Source organism: Pantoea sp. BR_17, from assembly GCF_041955125.1.
GTDB lineage: Bacteria > Pseudomonadota > Gammaproteobacteria > Enterobacterales > Enterobacteriaceae > Pantoea > Pantoea stewartii.
In genome coordinates, this window is sequence record NZ_JAVAXT010000002.1 from 326,009 (window position 1) to 348,457 (window position 22,449).

The 22,449-nt window shown below is 48.6% G+C and carries 15 protein-coding genes and 1 tRNA gene; 12 read left to right on the forward strand and 4 right to left on the reverse strand.

All coding sequences use genetic code 11. The features are described from left to right. Positions 1-46: 46 nt before the first annotated feature. Positions 47-3,562 carry an AAA domain-containing protein gene (locus tag RAC60_RS05110; RefSeq protein ID WP_375092827.1) on the reverse strand — a complete coding sequence of 1,172 codons (3,516 nt, stop codon included), beginning with the start codon at positions 3,560-3,562 and terminating at the stop codon, positions 47-49. A 347-nt stretch (positions 3,563-3,909) separates the two neighbouring features. Here RAC60_RS05110 and RAC60_RS05115 point away from each other — a divergent pair, with 347 nt between their 5' ends. From RAC60_RS05115 to RAC60_RS05145, 7 genes are read left to right on the forward strand one after another with little or no spacing between them, the layout of a single operon-like run. Further along, on the forward strand, positions 3,910-4,134 hold the full coding sequence (locus RAC60_RS05115) for a helix-turn-helix transcriptional regulator (RefSeq protein ID WP_040077403.1): 225 nt from the start codon (positions 3,910-3,912) through the stop codon (positions 4,132-4,134). Next, positions 4,134-6,449 carry an EcoAI/FtnUII family type I restriction enzme subunit R gene (hsdR, locus tag RAC60_RS05120; protein ID WP_375092829.1) on the forward strand — a complete coding sequence of 772 codons (2,316 nt, stop codon included), beginning with the start codon at positions 4,134-4,136 and terminating at the stop codon, positions 6,447-6,449. The genes RAC60_RS05115 and hsdR overlap by 1 nt, the downstream gene beginning before the upstream one ends. A gap of 3 nt (positions 6,450-6,452) precedes the next feature. Beyond that, positions 6,453-8,255 carry an AAA family ATPase gene (locus tag RAC60_RS05125; protein WP_375092831.1) on the forward strand — a complete coding sequence of 601 codons (1,803 nt, stop codon included), beginning with the start codon at positions 6,453-6,455 and terminating at the stop codon, positions 8,253-8,255. Positions 8,256-8,257: 2 nt separating this feature from the next. Beyond that, on the forward strand, positions 8,258-9,736 hold the full coding sequence (locus tag RAC60_RS05130; RefSeq protein WP_262789241.1) for a type I restriction-modification system subunit M: 1,479 nt from the start codon (positions 8,258-8,260) through the stop codon (positions 9,734-9,736). 2 nt (positions 9,737-9,738) lie between these two features. Next, the gene (locus tag RAC60_RS05135) at positions 9,739-10,932 is read left to right on the forward strand and encodes a restriction endonuclease subunit S (RefSeq protein WP_262789242.1); all 1,194 of its coding nucleotides are present in this window, start codon (positions 9,739-9,741) and stop codon (positions 10,930-10,932) included. A gap of 9 nt (positions 10,933-10,941) precedes the next feature. After that, positions 10,942-12,321 (forward strand): Shedu immune nuclease family protein, encoded by a 1,380-nt coding sequence (locus tag RAC60_RS05140; RefSeq protein WP_262789243.1) that lies wholly within the window; start codon positions 10,942-10,944, stop codon positions 12,319-12,321. After that, positions 12,318-14,336: an ATP-binding protein gene (locus RAC60_RS05145; protein WP_262789244.1), complete on the forward strand. Its 2,019-nt coding sequence runs from the start codon at positions 12,318-12,320 to the stop codon at positions 14,334-14,336. The genes RAC60_RS05140 and RAC60_RS05145 overlap by 4 nt, the downstream gene beginning before the upstream one ends. A gap of 390 nt (positions 14,337-14,726) precedes the next feature. Here the strand turns inward: RAC60_RS05145 and RAC60_RS05150 are convergent, their stop codons facing one another. Beyond that, positions 14,727-16,013, reverse strand: coding sequence for a tyrosine-type recombinase/integrase (locus RAC60_RS05150; protein WP_375092835.1), 1,287 nt, complete (start codon positions 16,011-16,013; stop codon positions 14,727-14,729). A gap of 198 nt (positions 16,014-16,211) precedes the next feature. Continuing rightward, a tRNA-Leu gene (locus RAC60_RS05155) sits at positions 16,212-16,296 on the reverse strand. A gap of 231 nt (positions 16,297-16,527) precedes the next feature. Between RAC60_RS05155 and RAC60_RS05160 the strand changes: the two genes are divergently transcribed. The 5 genes from RAC60_RS05160 (at position 16,528) to RAC60_RS05180 (ending at position 21,809) form a co-directional block, all read left to right on the forward strand. Then, positions 16,528-17,019: a DUF2501 domain-containing protein gene (locus tag RAC60_RS05160; RefSeq protein ID WP_006121821.1), complete on the forward strand. Its 492-nt coding sequence runs from the start codon at positions 16,528-16,530 to the stop codon at positions 17,017-17,019. A gap of 181 nt (positions 17,020-17,200) precedes the next feature. Further along, entirely contained in the window at positions 17,201-17,836 is a 636-nt protein-coding gene (locus RAC60_RS05165; protein ID WP_006121820.1) for a hypothetical protein, read from the forward strand. Between the two features lie 12 nt (positions 17,837-17,848). Next, positions 17,849-18,517, forward strand: coding sequence for a MarC family NAAT transporter (locus tag RAC60_RS05170; RefSeq protein ID WP_039338855.1), 669 nt, complete (start codon positions 17,849-17,851; stop codon positions 18,515-18,517). 129 nt (positions 18,518-18,646) lie between these two features. Then, a complete protein-coding gene (locus RAC60_RS05175; protein WP_058707955.1) occupies positions 18,647-20,215 on the forward strand; it encodes an ABC transporter substrate-binding protein in 1,569 nt (522 codons plus the stop codon). Between the two features lie 91 nt (positions 20,216-20,306). Next, positions 20,307-21,809 (forward strand): helicase HerA-like C-terminal domain-containing protein, encoded by a 1,503-nt coding sequence (locus RAC60_RS05180; RefSeq protein WP_058707954.1) that lies wholly within the window; start codon positions 20,307-20,309, stop codon positions 21,807-21,809. 32 nt (positions 21,810-21,841) lie between these two features. Here RAC60_RS05180 and RAC60_RS05185 read toward each other — a convergent pair whose 3' ends face one another. Continuing rightward, positions 21,842-22,336, reverse strand: coding sequence for a hypothetical protein (locus tag RAC60_RS05185; RefSeq protein ID WP_006121814.1), 495 nt, complete (start codon positions 22,334-22,336; stop codon positions 21,842-21,844). Positions 22,337-22,449 lie beyond the last annotated feature (113 nt).

A 22,449-nucleotide genomic window follows, 5' to 3' on the forward strand; every position in this document is an offset into this window, starting at 1 on the left:
ACCTGGTGATGTCTCGAAAGTTAACCTGGAAAACGATACTTGATAATTACAACTGACGTTGTTCCAGGCTGGAATATATCGTTTTAATTTCGCTTTTTAAACTTTCGCCACGGTATACCATCGACGTATCGTATCGTTGATACTTCTCATCGCGCGTAGCGCTAAACCAGTTAAAGGAACCGACGCAGAGCAGTCCCTCATCACCAATCACAATCTTACTGTGAACACGGTTAACCAGCTTCGTTGTGATGCCCATTTCATTCAACCTTTCCACTGCTTCATTTAGCCGCTGATGTTTCTCTTTGCGTTTTTCAAAATCTGCATGCTCAGTATTAAACTTTTTATCCGTTACTACAGTGATATCAATACCACGGGCGCGCGCCTGTAACATTGACGCCAGAAAACCTGTCTGTTCCAGCTTTTGCCAGGTGAGCCACGGGGAAACGATAGTAATACTCTGATTAGTTGCATCAAAAGTTTGATTCAGAAACGCATCATGTTGCTCCACCCCGTGTAGGGTTGAAATCTGCGTTTGTGAGGTACTTAAATCCTGGCGCTCCTGAAACTCAAACTGCAATGCATTATCAGTGGCAGCAAACAGGTATTTCGCCAGCAATCCCCGAGGTGACGATCCGGGTTGGATCTCAAACAGATCCATATCACCAAAGACCAGGAAGCTGTCCTTAGCTCGTGAAACGGCGACGTTCAGCATGCTACTGTCGCTGTCAATAAAACTGCCATCTTCATGCTTCGAATATACAGGAGAGAAAAGCACAATCGCCCTTTCCGCCCCCTGCAATGAATGGACAGTACCAACTGTCAGCGAATTTTCATCACCACTACAATTAATATCCAGCTTACGTAATGACGATTTAATCGTACTGACTTGTGCCGAAAATGGGGTAACAACCCCCACTACTTTATGTAGGGGTTCACCATAATGGCGCTCGATTTCCTCTTTGTGCGCCGCAAGCCACGCAGCTATCGTCTCAGCTTCAAAGGCATTATAACGGCTTCCTCCATTGGCCTGCATACCTTTACCATCAATATGCAAATATCCCATTGCAGGAAATATTGTCTCTTTTTCCTCCCCTCGTTTGGGCTGCAACTTACCGTGATAGCAGAGGGTGTTACAGTAGCCAATGATGTTATCGAAGCAGCGACGATGTTCGTACAGATACATCCCCCTCGCAAAGTCCGGATCATATTGATAGCGCGAATTAAACTGAGCGACCTTCATGACACTGCCAGATGCAGCACTCTTTCCTGAATCACACACCAGAGCATAAGATTCAGTAAGTTCTTCTTGAGTACCACCAGGAAGGATGTTCTCCTCAACCATGTTGCCGATATCAATACCGGGCAAGCTATTCCAGATAGGCGCAATCTGTTCTGTGTCACCAATCACCAGGGCTTTCTTCGCCAGTGCGAAAGAAGCTGCCGCAACCTCAGGCAACACCTGCCCCGCTTCATCGACAATCAGCAAATCGGCAAAGTTATATAAATAGCCATCATCAAACTTCTTGCCGCCAACATGCTCCCTGATGAGCATATGGTGAGGAAGCATAAAGCAGGTCATCACGACACAAGGGGTGAGCTTCATTCTACGCAGCCAGCGGGCTTTAATGGCCTTCGCCCCTTTAAGACCTTTTTCTTTTTGAAGGTTATCGATAGCAGCCATATCCATCAGCCACCGGCCTTCCCAGTAATGCGTCGCCAGCAAAAACATTGGGAAACGGAGCTGTGTATCAGCAAACTCATCGGCTTCGTGCAGACTCAACTCTGTTTCACCCGGATTTCCCAGTGAGTGAGTAATATCGTGCCAGCGTATAGCTGCTTTGTTTTCACGTCGGGAAATGTCCTCAGCAAGATCAATTTGCTGTTGGTACCCGGCCTGCTCTTTATGAGCTTCTTCAATCAATCCATCGATAAAGGCATCAATTCCATCAGGCTGAGATCCCTGGAATGCTGTCATTCTTTCGCCAAACTTAGCCTCCAAAAACAGCTTCATTTGATAGTGACGCTTAGTACGGACGGCGGGAAGCCAGGAAAAGAGAGCGAACATGATCGACTCACCGGCTCGATATTGTTCCCACTGTTTTTTGCCCTGCGTTAATAGCGAGATTTCATTTGTGCTATTGAGCAGTAACGTTCTCTTATCCTGAATATACTGTTCGAGATCGTCACTGATGGCATGCCGCTCCTGACGGATTGCGTTCAGGTCATCCCACGCAGGCTCGATTTGCTCAAGCTCTGCAGAGAGTTCAACCAAACGCTGATGCAAGAGATCCACAACGTGTTCAGGAGAACGACATTCCTCAGTTGGGAATGCTGCGCTTGCCTTTTCTAGGAAAAAGCACTGGGCATCTTCTACATATTCAAGAGATTCAACACGGTTAAAAAAATCTTCCGTCTGGTATTTTTTTACCGCCTCGGCTTTTCGGCTTGAAGACGGGAAGTACGCGCCAAAGCTTTTTACTTCAGGTAACCAACGCCCGGCCATAGGCCCAGTGCCGGTAGCAAAATCTTTACCGAAGGCCTCAATAATATTGGTAACGGCCTGATTGTTGGTTGATGTCGCAATCACCACTGGCGGTTCAGTTTTGTTTACAGCCGCTCTCACCCACTCCGTAGCAATGATGGAGAGTACTAGAGTAGTTTTTCCTGTTCCCGGAGGACCGTTGACGGCAAGAATATCGCCCGGCTGTTGAGTGAGATAATGGCTAAGGGCATCGCGCTGCGCAACAGCAAGCGGAAATTTATCACCGGAATGCCCCAGACGCTCGCAGAACATGGCATTACTGGCAAGGAGCGGTTCAACAGGAGACTTCTCTTTCGAGGCAAAGCGCGCCAGTAATGGCACCTCTTTTTTGCACGACAGCAAATGATCGTACATAGGCAGGATATGGATGCTGGCCCCTCCAGACTGATTGGCTTTAATGATGTAGCCATATCCAGCTGATTCATATTGCTCAGGTGATGCGAGCCATTCGCCAGCAACATGTTTTAAAAGTTCATCTGAATCTTTAAGGTACTTTTGCCACAACTGCTGATAACGAGCATATCGTTCCGCTCGTTTTTCGTCAGTCTCCTCATCCAGCTCATCTTCATTACCGGGACTAAAAGTGATCGAATCATGCGTGGTTTTGTATTTGTCATATTCCGCCATTTCACCAATAGAAAAGGTACCTTTAGGGAGAGGTTCAAGCAGGTCACGGGGAATGGTGGCTGGCGATGCGGGAAACAAAAATCCTTCACGGTTCAACAGTGCGGAAGTCACCAGAGGCGTAACTATACCTGGTGCGCCTGCCGTACGTTCCTTGCCATGCTTTAACAGGCGGATCCACACCTGCGACCGTAACAACACCTCGACGGTTTTAACCTGCTCGTCTTCGCCCTCGAAGAACGATTGCACGAACTCTTCACCCAACCTTCCCTGTTCAACGTTCATCCATTGCGTGAATGAATCTTCATCTTTGCGCTCAAATGCCCCTTTTCCAGACTCGGCATCAGCTAAGGTATTACGCCAGTATGAAGTGAATCCTTGAGTATTGCTGTCCATTCCCCATCCCGTGACTTAAATAAAACTATTGATTTCGTTGATATAAAATTCTCATGGTTAAACATTGTCCACGATGCGGTGTCGTTCGCAATAATTTTTGTATCGCTCTGGTACATTTGACAAATTATACAAAGGTCATAACTTGCTGAGAGTTATCTATTAATGGGAGCCTTAGTTAAGCCAACTCGACGATCCTCCATCTGTTTCATTGCTTTGCCAGCCCAATTGTTACCAACGTCAAAAAACGAAGTTTGAACGGCAAAATTCAATTTCAACTCACAAAATACTATGTAAATCAGTAAGTCGTGATATTATCTTACGTTACCCTTATACCCAGAGTCACAGCCATGATCCGCTGCCACCTCGCCAGAATGATGGGCGAACACAAATTGCGCATTGCAGACGTTGCCAGGGAAACTGGGCTCAGCCGCGCCACAGTGACCTTGCTCTATAAAGAGACGGCACAAAAGGTAGATCTAAATGCCATTAAGCAGATCTGCGTACTGTTTGATTGCACTGTTGGTGAGCTATTGGAATTGATACCAAGCCCAAATGACCAAGGAGCGACCTAATGGCCTCTGAAGCAGATACTCGAGCGAACTATATTGATCCAGCTTTGGTTTCAGCTGGTTGGCTATCGAGCAACATCAGCCGGGAGCATTACTTCACCGACGGTAGAAAGATGGCAGGTGGTGTGCGTGGGCGGCGTTGTTTTGTGGATTATCTGCTTCATAAAGACAGTCGCTATTTGGCAGTGGTGGAAGCTAAAAAAGAATCCGAGCACCCTACGAAAGGCCTGCAACAAGCAATCGACTACGCTAAGAAGCTTTGCGTTCGTTTCGTCTATTCAAGCAACGGTAAGCAAACCTACGAATTCGATCTGGAAACAGGCAAAGGCGACTATATTGAGTTCTATCCAACACCTGTAGAGCTAGAAAAACGCTATACAAGTGAAACTACGGGATTAAGTCAAGAACTAAGAAACATCCCGTTTCACTTGGAAGGAGCAATGCAACCACGTTATTACCAAGAACTGGCAGTCCATTCCGCTACAGACGCAATCGGTGAGGGTAAATCCCGAATCTTGCTCACACTAGCTACTGGCACTGGTAAAACATTCATTGCCTTCCAAATCGTTCATAAAGTATTTCAGGCTCGCTGGAACCGCGACAACCCCGGTTCGCGCAGACCGCGCATTCTGTTTCTGGCCGATCGTAATATCCTTGCAGACCAAGCCATTAACACCTTCAACCCCTATGAAAAAGATTTGATTAAAATTAATGGGGAGGAAGTTCGTAAGCGCAATGGCGTGGTGCCCACCAACGCACACATCTTTTTTGCGATCTATCAGGCGATTGCGGAACGGGAAAACATTGATGGCTACTATAAAGCCTATCCCAAAGATTTCTTTGACATGGTATTGATTGATGAATGTCACAGAGGTGCTGCCAATGAAGCAGGTTCCTGGCGAGCCATTCTTGATCACTTCAGTAGCGCTGTGCATTTGGGTTTGACTGCCACACCAAAACGCACAGACAACGTGGACACCTATGAATATTTTGGCCAGCCTGCCTATGTGTATTCACTAAAGGATGGTATCAACGACGGTTTTCTCACACCATACCGGGTTAAGCGCATCAGAACTAATTTGGATGAATTAGTTCTCACCAATGATGATGTAATCGTCGAAGGTGAATCTAGTCAAAATTTATATCAGGTCGAAGATTACGACCGCAAAATCATTGTAGATGAACGCACTGAGTTGGTTGCGAAAGCAATTTTGCAAAACATCAACCCGCTGGATAAAACTATTGTCTTCTGTGAAAACCAAAATCATGCGCTAACCATGCGCGACATGATTAATAAAAACAAATCAGTTAAAGATCCGCATTACTGTGTACGGGTCACCAGTGACGAAGGCAAGATCGGTCGCGAACTGCTGGAAAAATTTCAGGACAATGACAAAAACATCCCTACCATTATTACCTCATCACAAATGCTCACTACCGGCGTTGATGCCCGTAACGTACGCAACGTAGTGCTGGATCGAACCATAGACTCAATGGTGGAGTTCAAACAGATTGTTGGTCGTGGTACTCGAGTGTTCGACGGTAAAGACTACTTCACCATCGTGGATTTTCGTGGTGCGACTAATAATTTCTATGACGAAGAATGGGATGGCGAGCCCCAAGCCCCCGAGCCGGGTGGCACCAGAGAACCTACGCCGCCACCCTATTCACCCGAGCCACCAGTAGGCGGCGACAGGCCAGAACCCGAACCAGGCGAGCCACACCCACGACTGAAAGTAAAACTAGGTAAGTACCGTGAGTTCAAGGTCATTGATATAGAAACCCGCTATATCGACGAGAATGGTAAGCCTCTCTCGATTCAGGAGTTTGTCGAACGGCTAATTCAACAATTGCCAGGGCTATTCAAAAGCGTCGATGAACTCAGAGACATCTGGTCAGACCCAGACCTACGCGAACAACTGCTGGCCAAACTGATACAAGCCGGCTTTGACAAAGAGCAGCTATCCGCTCTGCGTCGAATGTTCGAGGCCGAAGACTGCGACATATTCGATCTACTAGCATTTTTAGCGTTTGAACAACCCATGGCTACACGCAGATCCAGAGCTGAGGCTGTACGGACTAATAACGCCTTTTTTGATCAATACAAAGAGGCAAAGGCCAAGCAATTCCTGCATTTTGTCCTGAAACGCTATGAACAAGACGGCACTACAGAGTTGGCGCGTGAGCGCCTGCCAGCCCTAATTGAACTATCCGGCCTCGGCACCACCAAAGATGCTTCTATGGCATTTGGCGGCAAACCTGCGCAATTGCTCGCCGCATTCAAACAACTACAACACCAGCTTTATCACGTGAGCTAAATAATGGAACTGAACTTAGCCCCAAACCCATTGCACCAACATGCACAGACTCTCCGTATTGATAAAATCGCGACGCTGATTGGCGAGAACGGCTCTGGTAAATCCAGTATTTTACAGTCAGTATTTGAACAACGATTAGCAGGAACAGACCATGAAAATCTCAAGGTCGTGTGCTTCTCCTCCGGACAGAACGAGAACTACTCAGCAAAGTTCAGTACCTATCTAAATAGAGAGCGGAAAGCCGGTCGAGGATTGAGCCTTGAGTGTTTTTACTATGATAAGTCTTGGTCAAAATTGTTAATTTTTTTAGCTACCGCGATCAAGCGTAAAGGAAAAGTTCGGGCTTTTTTGGCTGAGCGCAATTATGTAGTTGAGACTGAGATTAATGAAGGAAGTGATCGAGAAAAAGACGATCTAAGCACAATCTTGAAATGCACTTTTAAGGTTGATAAAAACTACATCGCACGTGTGCAAGATGCACTTAGCCGTGAAGAACGTGGAGAAGCGGACACACTACGTGCAACGCCATACTTTCGTTCACTGGAAAGCTTTATTACAAACCTGATTTCCCGTAACTATGAGTTCGAAGAGCCCATTAGAAAGCAAAGCATCAATATCACAGCCAATGGGTTAATCCAGGTTTCTTTCGACTACCCTAGGCGAGTTCAGGCTGGCGATGACGAAGCCGGTGCGCTTAACGCCCAAGCTACCAGCTGGGACCCGGAAGTGGCCTTTTTTACACAAGCCGCTGATAACAACTACTTTATAGATAAGTCTCGTTGCAAGCTGGTATTCAAAGGCAATATCGAGCTGGATCAGCTCAGCGATGGTGAATACCAGCTCCTGTTCCTGTATGCGCTAATTGACCTTTTCGACTCTGACAGCACCCTGTTCTTATTCGATGAGGCAGACTCTCATCTTCACTATAAAAACGTTGAAAAACTTTGGACTCTGCTGCACGGCATAAAAGGGCACGCCATCACTACCACACACCTTCTCGACTCCATTTCGGCCAAAGAGAATCGTATCGAAAACCTGAAAGTCGTGGAAAAAGGGCGGATCAGCGAAGACAACAAGATTAAACAGTTGATCAATCGCCTGAGTGTACTTTCACGCGCAAAATCCGTTGAGTTTGAGGTATGCGGCAAACTACCAAATATAGCGTTGTTAGATGACTACAACGACTGGGTTATCTTTACCAAACTTGCAGCACATGCAGGTTTAGATGTAGACCGGCTATCCACTGTATATGCCATGAAAAAGTCTTCGAGCTATACAACGGCAAGCGAGACCTTTGGCAAAGGTAAGATCGATTGGCTACATAGTCTCAGCAAGATAGAGTCTCCTCTGCTCACAACCAAAATATTTATGATATGCGATCGGGATGAAGCAGTATTAGATTGGAGCGCGGCCAATGGTGTACAAGTGAACGGGCAGGTGTACCGTAACTTGCTCAATGCCGTTCAGTGGCCGCACGGTATGAGGGTGACACCATATTTACTTGCGTGGAAACGTAGAGAAATCAAAAACTACTTACTCTCATACACAGCTTTGGCGCATCACCATCTTCTCGGTCAGATTAATAATGGTGATATTGCTCAGCGTAATCATCTACAGCCCAACAATCCTAGTGATAATGAAGATATTCGCAGACTGAATGTTAAAGATGTCATCAACCCGCTAATTAATACCGACGGCGAAGGTTTAAATCCTGAAAAACTACAAGCCTATATCGACCTGATTCCGCCTGACGAAATCAGCGAAGACATCACTAATATGTACAATTTTATTATCGGAAAACTCTAAGCATGTCACTACAACAAAAAATTAGCCGCATTACCGACATTCTGCGCCGTGACGATGGTATCAGCGGTGCCATGCATTACACAGAACAAACCTCTTGGGTATTGTTCCTGAAGTTTCTCGATGATTACGAGTCCGAAAAAGAAGACGAAGCAGTATTGTCCGGCAAAGACTATCAACCCGTACTGGATAAGGAACACCGCTGGACAACCTGGGCTTGCCCAAAAACTGCCGATGGTAAGCTGGATTTGGCGCGAGCTAAAACAGGAGATGACCTGACCGATTATGTGAACAGTCAGCTTTTCCCTTACCTGAAAAGCTTCGCCAACGTAATAGTAAATGGCGTAAACCCAAAATCCTTCACCTACAAAATTGGCGCGATATTTCAATATCTGGATAACAAAGTGGCCTCTGGTCATACCCTGCGCGAAGTGCTGGATATTGTGGATAGTCTGAACTTCCAGTCTGAGTCCGATTTATTCGAGCTCTCATTGGTCTACGAAGGCTTATTGCAAAACATGGGCGATGCTGGTGGCTATGCGGGTGAGTTTTACACCCCTCGCCCTGTAGTGCGAGCTATGGTGCAAGTGATAGACCCCAAGCCCGGTGAGAGCATTTACGACGCGGCGGCAGGTTCATGCGGTTTTTTGGTTGAAGCCTTTGAGCACCTGAAGAGCAAAAAGAATGAACTTTCCACCGAGCAATGGGATTTCATTCAGCGTGATACTTTCTTCGGCTATGAAAAAACCTCGCTGGCTTATGTCATGGGTATGATGAACATGATCCTGCATGGTATCGAGTCGCCCAATTTGTTCCGCGGTAATACCCTGACCCAGAATATTCGCGATATTCAGGAAAAAGACCGTTACAACATTATTCTGGCAAACCCGCCGTTTGGCGGCAAAGAAAAGTCACAAATTCAGCAAAACTTTCCCATCCAGAGCAACGCCACTGAGTTGCTGTTTTTACAGCACTTTATGAAAACCCTGAAAAGTGGAGGCAAAGCAGCGATTGTGGTGCCAGAAGGTGTGCTATTCCAGACCAACAGCGCTTTTAAACAGGTTAAACAAGAGTTGCTGGAAAACTTTAACCTGCACACCATTTTAAGCTTACCTGCTGGGGTGTTTTTGCCTTATTCCGGCGTAAAAACCAACGTGCTATTTTTTGAACGAAGCGGCGGTACCAGTGATGTTTGGTACTACGAATGTGAGCCAGAACAAAAACTCACCAAAAATAAACCAATAACAGATGATCACCTGAAGGAGTTTGTTGATCTGTATAACAACCGTGAAACCACTAAGCGTTCATGGACAGTTTCAGCCAGCAAGTTGGCCGAAGATTATGACCTATCTGCAAAAAATCCAGCCAAACAGAAAGATGCTGAGCACTTAGCACCACATGACATCCTCAAAAAGATCCGCACCAAGGAAAAGCTGGTATCTGGCCTGTTGGATGAAATTGAAAACCTGTTGGCGGAGAAGTAATTATGGAGCAAGTTTTATATCAACTGCCTGATGGATGGGCCTGGAAAAGGTTATCTGAATTAGCAAAAACTACCAGCGGAGGAACGCCATCACGTTCAAATAAAGATTACTGGGGTGGAACTATACCATGGGTTAAGTCTGGAGAACTAGGTGACAGTAGAGTTGAAAGAAACGAAGAATTTATAACAGAGTTAGGGTTAAAGAATTCTTCAGCAAAATTGTTCCCAAAAGAAAGTTTGCTTATTGCCCTATATGGTGCCACAGCTGGAAAGCTTGGGATTCTGGCTTACCCTGCAGCCACAAATCAAGCAGTATGTTGCATAAGCCCAGATGATAAGTTGTTAGAAAGAGACTTCTTACGTTATTACCTACTTTCACAACGGAAAAAGATTATCGAGGATAGTTTTGGTGGAGCACAGCCAAACATTAGCCAAGCGTATGTTCGTGACATCAAAATTCCCACGCCACCAATAGTTGAGCAAAAGCGTCTCACCGAAAAACTCGATGCTCTACTCAACCGTATCGACACCGCCATCGAGAATTTGCAGGAAAGTATCACTCTGGCTGATGCTCTGTTGAAAAGCTCTTTGAATTCAATGCTGACCCCACGTGAGAATTGGGAGTGGGTTAGAATGAATGATGTTTGCCAGATTACCTCAAAACTATGTGACCCAAGGGAAGAACAGTACTTAGATATGTTCCATATTGGTGGGGCTAACATCACACAGTTTAGCGGCTCACTAATAAACGTAAAAACAGCAAGAGAAGAGCAACTGATTTCAGGGAAATTTCCTTTTGATACAAGTATGGTTTTGTATAGCAAGATTCGACCTTATTTAATGAAAGTCGCTAGACCAATGATATCAGGTATTTGTAGTGCAGATATTTATCCGCTCACACCTGTTAGGGAAAAGATGACGAGAGATTTTTTGTTCTATCTTCTGCTATCTGAACAATTTACTCAATATGCAATAGAAGGCTCCAGTCGAGCCGGAATGCCAAAAGTCAACCGCAACCATTTATTTAACTTTGCGTTCCATTTGCCGTCATTAGATGAACAAGTATCTATATGTGAATCTCTTGATGCTTTAGTTGAGAAAACTAACGAAGCAAGTATTGAACTAGAGGGCAAATTGGTTTATTTAACAAGCTTAAAAGCATCAATTCTAGATTCTGCTTTCAAAGGCGAGTTCTAAGGAGAGAATATGGCCAAGCTATTACCTGAATATTTCAGCCCTGAAGATCTGAATATTGAGATTGAAGAAGTATTCCCTAACTGCACGGAAGTATTCTATCTTCCGAGTATAAGTGAGCTTGAAGAAGCAGGAATAGATTCGGCTGATCCCAGTAAGTATAAAAGAAAGATTGCTCTATTTAGCGGTCAGGATGGATTTATCTCGGTTTTCCCCATATATACTCTAGCTACCCATCCTAACTACTTGAGCCAGAAGTATGACCAAATAAATGAAATTGGTATCGAAGTTAACCTTGACTCTGCACCCTATACAAAGGGCGAGGTATCTGAATGCTTACAACTTCTACCAGCAGGTTTTATCAAAGACATTCGCTATGGCCTAGGATTGACAAAAGAATATCGTGCGATAATTTCAGCTATTGAAGAGCATACGGTTCGCCAATGCCTTCTGATTAATATGGCGGAAACGGGCGATACTGATGATGAATGTTTTGTTCTTAATTTAAATGATTATGATGAAATGCGCCGTGCTTGTAACCGCATTACAGAAAGAGCAAGGAAAGTTGCCCGTATTACAAAAGCAACAGCCGCTTACAACCATATCGCCCATCGTTTGGGAAACGAACAAAAACGACTGCCTACAGATAATGACACCATTAGCAAGATGCTTCGGATCAAGATAACGGATACTGATAAACAAGCAGCTATGAGCCTAGTCACGGAAGACAAATCAGTGGTAAAACAAACCGACTCACTCACCTTGGCCAAGTTGAAAAATGATATCGAGTTGGTCTCATTAGAGCGTTTGATTGATTCTTATGAAGGCTTGCTAAACACAAAGACTAAAGAAGATACCTGGCAGAAACTATTCAATCAGAACCCATTTATCTTGAGTCTTGCCTTCGGCTACCCGGCAATAAAAATATCAGACCAAGCAAGTGTTGGCGGCAAACGCTTGACGGGGGATGGCGAAAAAATAACGGACTATCTAATAAAAAATGGTATCACGAACAACTTAGCTTTAATTGAAATTAAAAAACCTTCTTCTGCCTTACTGAACAAAACGCCCTATCGAGGCTCAGTATACTGCGCTTCCACAGAACTTACAGGCTCTGTAACACAAATACTCGATCAGTGTTATCAGCTTCAGCAAAATATCGCTATGATTAAAAATAACAATCGAATTTATGACATTGAATCATATGCTGTTCACTGTATTTTAGTAATTGGTAAGATACCAAGTGATGAAGACGAGAAGAAGTCTTTTGAGATGTACCGACGTAATTCGAAGAACGTACAAATCACCACATTTGATGAGCTCTTACTCAAGTTAAAGCAACTGCACAAGTTTCTCGATAATAGCGATGAAAATGAGGAGGCTGCGCCGTGAGCCTACAAACAAATTTAAAAGGCCGCTTACGAAATACTTCATTACCTAAGAGTCACGGCCTAATGCCAGTATTTGAGGCGGTGGTAAACTCCATTCATTCTATTGAGGAGACTCCTAACACCACTGACGGAAAGATTGTTCTTCGCATTAATCGCACCACTCAAGGCAGTCTAGATTTAGACGCAAAATCACAATCACCAATCATCGGCTTCACTATAATTGATAATGGCTGTGGTTTTGACGAAGCCAACTTTAAGTCATTTGAAACCCTAGATTCTGACCACAAAATTGATAAAGGGTGCAGGGGTGTTGGCCGCCTGATGTGGCTCAAAGTGTTTGGTCTGGTCGAAGTGGAAAGCCACTTTTTCGATGTTGATGGTGAGCTTAAAAAACGCATATTCCGCTTCGACGATAAATCGGGAGTCCACGGTGAAAAGGTTTTAGAAGCCACATACCAAAAACCAGGCACTATTATAAAACTGCTTGATTTTGATGAAAACTTTCGAAAGCAGGTTCCTGCAAAAGGCCAGTCCATAGCCAATCAGTTGCTGGAACATGTTCTATGGTATTTCGTACGACAAGGAAGCGCACCTAAGATACTTCTAGAAGACGCGGACGAAGTGTTTGACCTAGATCTTTTGCTCCAAGAGCATATGCATGCCAGCGCCTTTCTCGAAACAATAACAATTCGTGGTCACCAGTTCGAATTAACTCATATCAAATTTCGTGCATCCGTTAATAAAAAACACCAACTGGCACTCTGCGCAGCTAATCGGCTGGTTAAAGAAGAGTCCATTCAAGGAAAAATTCCTGGACTGTACGGAAAAATTTCTGACGTTTCCGGTGAGTTTACTTATACATGCTACATATCCTCCGACTACCTGAACCAACATGTGCGTAGTGAGCGTACCTCGTTTGATATTGCTGAAGATGTTGAGGACATGCTCAACGAAGTAAGCTTTAAAGACATTAGAGAAGCCGTGTTGATTCGTACCAAAGAGTACCTGCAAGATGTTCTGGCAGAAAACGTGTCGGCTGGCCGCAGACGAGTGGATGATTTTATCAACAATCATGCTCCACGCTATCGCCCCATTGCCAATTATGTTGCAGAAGAATTTTTGATCGTTGACCCGGAAAAATCAGACAAAGAGCTGGAGTTACATCTGCATGCTCAGTGGTATGAGGTGGAGCGTCAGTTGGTGAGCGAAGGCCATGACATCATGCTGCCTCAGAATAAGGAGCATGTAGAAGAATATAAAGAACGGTTAGGCGACTACCTACGCAAAGCAGGAGACATTAAAAAATCAGATCTTGCCAATTACGTTTCACACCGCAAGGTTATTATCGACCTGTTACAAAAATCTATTGAACGACTAGAGGACGGAAAGTACGCCCGTGAAGATATGATTCACGAACTAATCATGCCTATGCGCAAGGATTCCGTCGAGGTTTTCCTAGACTCTTGTAACCTTTGGCTAATCGATGAGCGCTTGGCATTTCATAACTATTTGGCTGCTGATAAAACGCTCAATTCTATGCCAATCACTGGTAATGAATCAACCAAAGAGCCAGACTTACTCAGCCTTAGAGTATTTGATAATCCACTTCTTGTTAACGACCAGATCAGCTTTCCACTTGCCGCCATCACAGTTATCGAAATTAAACGCCCCATGCGTAATGATATGCGAGAAGGTGAAGATAAAGACCCTATTGATCAGGCGCTCAGTTATTTAGAGCGGATACGCGAGGGTAAAGTAACTACAAAATCCGGTCGCCCAATTCCGGGAAATAATGATATACCGGGCTATTGTTATGTACTTTGTGACCTTACTGAATCCATGCACCGGCGCTGTCGTCGAGCCAATCTGCGGATCACATCTGATGGGATGGGCTATTTCGGTTATAACGAACCTTCCCATGCCTATATTGAAGTGATTAGTTTTGACCAATTAGTAAAAGCGGCTAGAGAGCGTAACCGGGCATTTTTCGACAAGCTTGGATTGCCTTCCGCTTAGGATTGGTAAGGGGGAGTCAGCAATAGAATTTACTGTGTTGCTAATGTCAGGCCGCACTGGTGGTACAGGATTACAAACTCTTGCATCTTGCTTTATCGAAACACGAGCCCTTCAGCAATCGATATTTTGGAGCAGTAACGTTGAAAAACTGAATTATTCCATTTTTCATAGTTAGATTTTGGCCTGAATTATCAATTGTTCTAAAAAATGACTTCATGTCTGAGCCACACCGCATATGACCACAAGTTACTGTAATAAAATAATAAAAAGTGAGGTAAGGATCGATATCGCACAATATCGATCTTTATCAATCCCAGGATTAAAAGACGCTTAGCCATCTTTACGGCCAGGCGTCCTTTTATTTAGCTTTCCAACTTTACGAAGTAAATTTTACAGAGCGGAACTATCGCTCTGTCGATTCACTCTATCAATCTTCGAAAAATCAAACGGACTAACCCCCTTCTCCCGATTAGCATCCAGATAATCCGCCCACCACTGCAGCATCAGCCTCCTCTCTCCCAGATGTTCCGCCTTATGGATATAGGCCGCCCGAACAGAGTTACGTTCCTGATGACTCATCTGACGCTCTACTGCATCCCTCGACCACAATCCCGATTCAATCAAAGAACTACACGCCATTGTCCTGAAACCATGCCCGCATACTTCCGTTTTCGTGTCATAACCCATCACTCGTAAAGCCTTGTTCACCGTATTCTCACTCATCGGCTTACGCGGATCGTGATCGCCAACGAAGATCAGCTCTCGGTTTCCATTCATGCTTTTGATCTTTTCCAGAATAGCTAAGGCCTGACGCGATAAGGGAACAAGATGTGGAGTCCGCATCTTCGAACCACGTTGAGAATGCTTAACACCTTGCAACGGTTCACGCTCACCAGGAATCGTCCACATGGCCGTTTCAAAATCCACTTCTGACCAGCGAGCAAAGCGCAACTCGCTTGAGCGGATAAAAACTAGCAATGTAAGCTTCACGGCTAAACGGGTTAATGGCCTACCAGTGTAATGATCAATGCGGTGAAGCAATTCAGGAATGCGATTAAGTTCCAGAGCAGCACGATGCTGTCTTTTCGCCGTAGCAACCGCACCGGCAATCTCTTGCGCAGGGTTGTAGTCGATTAAGCCGCTCTGAACGGCAAAGCGCATAATCGCGGTAGTACGCTGCTGTAAACGGGCGGCAACTTCAAGTCGCCCGGATGACTCGACGGCTTTAATGGGTACAAGCAGATCCCGGGTCTTCAGTTCCGCAATGTTCCGCTTACCGATGGCAGCAAAGAGATTATCCTCCAGACTTTTCAAAACACGAGCGCTATGCGATACCGACCACTTCTGATTGCTGGCATGCCAGTTTCTGGCGACCACTTCAAACGTTATTGCCTCTTGCTCCTGCTCTACCTTAACGGCTTTCTTGTTCTCACTGGGATCGACGCTGTTTGCTAACAGCTTACGGGCTTCATCCCGGCGTGCCCTGGCATCCGCCAGCGAAACTTCAGGATATTTCCCCAGCGCCAGCATTTTCTCCTTACCGCCAAAACGATAACGCAACCGCCAATATTTGGAGCCGTTAGGGTGAACTAGCAAAACCATACCGTCGCCGTCAGTAAGTTTATAGACTTTTGCTTCAGGCTTAGCCGAACGAACCTTCACATCACTCAGAGCCATGATGAGTATCCTTTCAAGGGTTCTGTGTGGGTACAAACATTATCGAACCGGGATATACCCGCAGTTGTACCCGTATCAGTAAGTTGATGTAGATTGAATCAGGTTGACTTAGGTTGAGTGAAAAAGCGAGGAAAGCCTTGCGGATACTGGATTTCAGGCACAAAAAAAGACGTCCGTTGACGTCTATTGATGTTCCGATGGTGCCGAAGGCCGGACTCGAACCGGCACATCTTTCGATGGTTGATTTTGAATCAACTGCGTCTACCGATTTCGCCACTTCGGCACTGAAGAGGATGCGGAAAACGTTGGCGATTATACCGTTACGTGCCCGGCGCGCAACTCTATTCCGCTGTGATGTGCGCTAAGCGGCGAAAAAACACACGGAACCCGGTAAACCTGCCCTGTGCCGCTGCCAGAATCCTCCCAAACCGCCTTCCCCTCGCCATTTCGTCGGAACTTTCTCATCCGCACCGCCTCTTAGCAACACGAAGCACTAAACCCAACCGAGGTCGAAATGAAAAAGCGCCATATCGCCTGCGCCCTGGCAGCCCTGCTGCTGGCGGGCAATGCGTCAGCCGCAAGCTGGCAGGATCAACTGAGCAGTGCCGCCAACCAGCTCAGCCAGCAAAACAACGGTGCAGCAGGTCAGCAGAACGGCGGGCTGTCGATGTCCTCCATTACCAGCCTGCTGAACAGCAACGATAAAGCCATGAGCGCCAACAGCATGACCAATGCCGCCGGCGTGATGCAGTACTGCGTGGAGCACAACGTGGTGAAAAACAACGTGCAGTCGGTAAAAGACCAGGTGCTGAGCAAGCTGGGCCTGAATACCACCGCTGCGCAGGAGCAGAAACCGGATTACACCCAAGGCGTGGCCGGGCTGCTGAACACCGGCAATGGCCAGCAGCTGAACCTGCAAAGCCTCAGCAACTCGCCGATGGGCGAGAAGCTCAAAACCAAAGCCTGTGATGTGGTGCTGAAGCAGGGTAAAAACTTTATCTCCTGACCGTCGCCTGCCAGCCCCGCGCTGGCAGGTTTTTCGCCCTTCTCTTCCGCCTGTTTACCGCCTGCCAGTCCCCCGCCCGCTGTCTGTATCATCTTGTATGGCAACACGTTAAGTCATAAGTTTTCCTTCCTAATGCGTTGAGCGTTATAGTGATGTTTTGGATTTGAACAGGACGGCACGCATGAAAGGTATCAACATCGCAATTTACTTCGATCCAGACCTGATCACAGCCTGCGTAAATGCGTCAGAAGGGAGCTATGTAAACAAAAAGTTCGAGTACGACGACGGGGTGATCGAAGAGATCTACCAGTGGCTCGAAGAGTACGATCCCAACCGCACGCATATCTGCCTGATTGAAAACGAAAGCGCTGAGCTGCTGGCCGACGAACTGGTGGATAACGGTTATCACGTCCATCAGGTCACCATCCACCAGTTGCTGACCTGGTTCGCCGCCGAACCACCTAAATCCCCGGATGGCACACCGATGCGCCTGATGCTGCGCTACATGGCCGAAGAACACCCGCGCGAATATGAATCCCGCACGCCGCAAACCGAAGCGTTAATGGAAATGTTCGACGAGCTGGATGCGCTGGAGATGGTGGAAGACAACGAAGACGAAGACAACCTGCCCGCCGACCTGCTGCGCAGCATGAAGAAGCATAAAATCAGCGCCAGCGATGCGGCACAGCGCCTGATCCCGGACGTGAACGAACGCATCCGCGAGCACCTGATGCAGTACCCGGAGCTGATGACGCCGGAAATCCTGCAAGACTTCTTCCCGGAGCTGCTGGAAGCACTGGAACGGCCTAAACACTAAGCGGAATAAGGCATGCTGGAGTTAATCAAAGCTGTCGGGTTGGGACTGGTGGTAATCCTGCCGCTCGCCAACCCGCTCACCACCGTGGCGCTGTTTTTGGGCCTGGCCGGTGAGATGAATTTTCGGGAGCGCAACCGTCAGGCCCTGCAGGCGAGCATCTATGTGTTCGCCATCATGATGGTGGCCTGGTACGCGGGCAGCGCGGTGCTGCATACGTTCGGCATCTCCATTCCGGGGCTGCGCATCGCGGGCGGACTGATCGTGGCGTTTATAGGTTTTCGGATGCTGTTTCCGGCGAAGCCGGTGGGCCATTCGGTCGAAGCCAAACACAAGCACGATGAGCTGGAAACCGCGCAGGAGCCGGTGAACATCGCCTTTGTGCCGCTGGCGATGCCCAGCACCGCCGGGCCGGGGACGATCGCGATGATTATCTCCTCGGCGTCTACCGTGCGCAGCGGGGTGGATTTTCCGGCCTGGGTTATTAATGTCGCGCCAGTGCTGACGTTCCTGGTGGTGAGCGTGATTTTATGGATTTCCCTGCGCAGTTCAGGGGCGATCATGCGTCTGGTGGGCAAAGGCGGCATCGAGGCGATCTCGCGTCTGATGGGCTTTCTGCTGGTGTGCATGGGCGTGCAGTTCATTATCAACGGCGTGCTGGAAGTGATTCATAACTTCCACTGACGATCTGAGCCGCCCTTAACGGGCGGCTTATCAGCTAAGACGAAACTGGCATAGCTCAGAACAAACCGGCATTTTGACCTGCTCTGGCGCGGGTTACAGTAGGGTTATCAATCATTAAGGATAACCGCCATGCGCAAACCGCTGCTCCTGCTTACCGCCCTTGCTCTCTCCTCTGCCGCCCATGCGGCGACGCCAAAAGATACGTTCGTGGTCGCCGTGCCGCTGGACGGCATTATCAGTTTTGACCCGGCGGAAAGCTTTGAAACCGTCAGCAACAGCAGCCTGCGCAACATCTACCAGACGTTACTGGAGCCGGACCTTCAGGATCCGCAGAAGCTGTCCCCGCTGGCGGCGCTGCGCTGGCAGCCGGGTAAAACCCCAAACAGTCTGGTGTTCGACCTGAACCCGCAGGCGCGTTTTGCCAGCGGCAATCCGTTAACGGCGCAGGATGTGGTGTTCTCCTTTACCCGCGCGGTGAAGCTGAGCAAAGCGCCCTCGTTTATCCTGAGTGAATTTGGCTGGACGCCAGAGAACATCGACCAGCAGTTCACCGTGATCAACGATCATCAACTGGAGCTACGCTGGCCGGCACAAATCGGTCAGGATCTGGCCCTGCGCCTGTTGACCGCGCCGGTCTCCTCCATTGTCGACAGCAAGCTGGCGCAGTCGCATGCCGCCAGTAACGACTTCGGCAACGGCTGGCTGAAAACCCACTCGGCGGGCAGCGCGGCCTATGCGATCAAACAGTTCGTGCCCCTGCAGGCGCTGGTGTTGGAGGCCAATCCCAACAGCACCCAGAAAGCGCACCTGAAACGGGTGCTGCTGAAAGGCGTGGCCGACCCGGGCACCCGTCGGCTGTTGATCCAGCAGGGCGATGTGGATGCGGCGTACCAGTTGGGGCCGGATCAGCTGGCCTCGCTGAAAAGCGATCCCAATGTGCACATCGCGGCCTTTCCTTCCAGCCTGATCTACTACCTGGGCTTTAACACCAAAAGCACGCAGCAGCCTGCGCTGGGGAATCCGGCCTTATGGCAGGCGGCGCGCTGGCTGGTAGACTACGACAGCCTGGCGAATCAGCTGCTGAAGGGGCAATATCGCGTGCACCAGAGCTTCCTGCCGCAGGGCTTTGACGGCGCGCTGGAGACCAAACCGTTCCACTACGATGTCGAGAAGGCCAAAGCGATCTTAGCCAAAGGCGGCATTAAGCCTGGCGCGCATATCGCGCTGTCGGTGGTGAATCAGCCGCCGTATATCGACATTGCCCAAGCGCTGCAGTCGAGCTTTGCCAAAGCCGAGGTGAATCTGGATATCCAGCCAGTGGCGGAATCGGAGCTGTGGAACAAGATGCGCAGCCGTCAGTTCGAATCCATTTTTACCTACTGGGGCGCGGACTATATCGATCCGAACACTAACGCCAGCACCTTCGCTTATAACGTGCCAAACGGCAGCAAAACGCTGGCCTGGCGCGTGGGGTGGGATATTCCGGAGCTGAGCGCCCTGACCCGCAAAGCCGCCGGAGAAAGCGATGCCGCGAAGCGCCGGGCCGATTACGTCTCGCTGCAACAGCAGCTTCAGCAGAACTCGCCTTACGTGGTGATGCTGCAGGGCGAGGTACAGGTAGCGCTGCGCAAGAACGTAACGCATGCGCAACAGGGCATTGGCGTGACGCTGCTGAATTTTGAAGAGGTGCAGAAGTAAATTTCCGGGCGGCAACACGCAATCTTTACTGACGGCTGCCGCCCCGCTGGCTATGCTTGACGCATGACTGACTATTTGTGAGTACTGCGCTATGACCGCTCCCCTGCTTATCGCCCAAACCCCTGACGTTCAACTGCATTTGCTGCCGCAGATGGCAAACCGCCACGGCCTGATCACCGGTGCGACCGGCACTGGAAAAACCGTGACGCTGCAAAAGCTGGCGGAATCCTTTTCGTCGATTGGCGTGCCGGTATTTATGGCGGATGTGAAAGGCGATCTGACCGGTGTGGCGATGGCAGGCCAGAGCAGTGAAAAGCTGCAGGCGCGGCTGGCCAACATCGGCGTGACCGACTGGCAACCGCAGCGCAATCCGGTGGTGCTGTGGGACATTTTTGCGGAGAAAGGCCATCCGGTGCGCACGACCGTGTCGGATCTGGGCCCGCTGATGCTGGCACGGCTGCTGAACCTGAACGAGGTACAGAGCGGCGTGCTGCAGATCATCTTCCGTATTGCCGACGATCAGGGCCTGCTGCTGCTGGATTTTAAAGACCTGCGCGCCATGACGCAGTACATCGGCGATAACGCGAAAAGCTTTCAGACGCAGTACGGCAATATCAACAGCGCCTCGGTGGGTGCGATCCAGCGCGGGCTGCTGGCGCTGGAAGAACAAGGCGCGGAGCACTTCTTTGGCGAGCCGATGCTGGAAATTAGCGACTGGATGCGCGTCGACGGCGACGGCAAGGGCATCATTAACATCCTGTCGGCCGAGAAGCTGTATCAGATGCCAAAGCTATATGCGACCAGCCTGCTGTGGATGCTGTCAGAGCTGTATGAATACCTGCCGGAAGCGGGCGATCTGGACAAACCGAAGCTGGTGTTCTTCTTTGACGAGGCGCACCTGCTGTTTAACGATGCGCCGCCGGTGCTGCTGGAGAAGATCGAGCAGGTGATCCGCCTGATCCGATCCAAAGGCGTAGGGATCTGGTTCGTGACGCAGAATCCGGCGGACATTCCGGATACGGTGCTGGGCCAGTTAGGCAACCGGGTACAGCATGCGCTGCGCGCTTTTACCCCGCGCGATCAGAAAGCGGTGAAAACCGCCGCCGAAACCCTGCGCGCCAATCCTGCCTTTACGACCGTAGAGGCGATCCAGGCGCTGGGCACCGGCGAAGCGCTGATCTCCTTTCTGGATGCCAAAGGCAGCCCGTCGGTGGTGGAACGGGCGATGGTGATCGCTCCCGGCTCGCGCATGGGGCCGGTGAACACGGACGAGCGCAACGGACTGATCAACCATTCTCCGCTGTCGGGCAAATACGACACGGAAATCGATCGGGAATCGGCTTACGAACGTCTGCAACAGGGCGTGCAGGCCGCCAGTGACAAGGCCAGTGCGCCCGAAGCCAAAGGCAATGCCATAGCGGTCGACGACGGTATTCTGGGGGGATTAAAAGACATCCTGTTTGGCAGCACCGGTCCGCGCGGCGGCAAGCGGGATGGCGTGGTGCAAACCATGGCAAAAAGCGCGGGACGACAGATTACTAACCAGATTATTCGCGGCGTGCTGGGCAGCCTGTTTGGCGGTCGCCGTCGCTAAAGGTTGGTGGCAACCTGGCTGCCACCTTAACGCTACTTGTGTTTCCAGCTGGTGGACACCGGGTTGGTGACGGTGTTCTTTTCCTGCGTGTAGGTGCCGTTCTGCTGGGCAATCGCCTCGCCGGTATCGACAATCGCGTTCTGGATAAACACGTTCTGCTTATCGCCGCGCACAAAGGTCAGCTGATGGAAGGCGGTCTTATTGCCCCAGTCGGTGGACGGCAGCGAGATAAAGCGCACCGTGAAGGTCTCATCATCGAACTTGCCCTGCATCACGTACACGCCGTAATGGTTTTCCCCCTGCGAGATGATTTTATAGGTGCCGTTGTCGTAGTAATAAATTTCGGCATCGGGGAAGGGTTTTTTGTCGTACATTTTACGGTAATGCAGAACCTGCTTAATGGTGGGCTTTCCGAAGCTGACGGTCAGATTTTTTCCATCGGCAGAGGTGGTCAGCCCTTCTGCGTGCGCGCCAATGCCACTCATTAACATCAACAGACTTGCGGTTGCCGTTGCGATTGCTTTCACGTGAATTCTCCTGGTCTGGTTCCATGGATAGGGTGCGTCAACGTACGGAGACTGCTCCCGAAATGTACACTGCTGTAACTGTTTATAAGAGTGGTAATTTTTAATGTTATTAG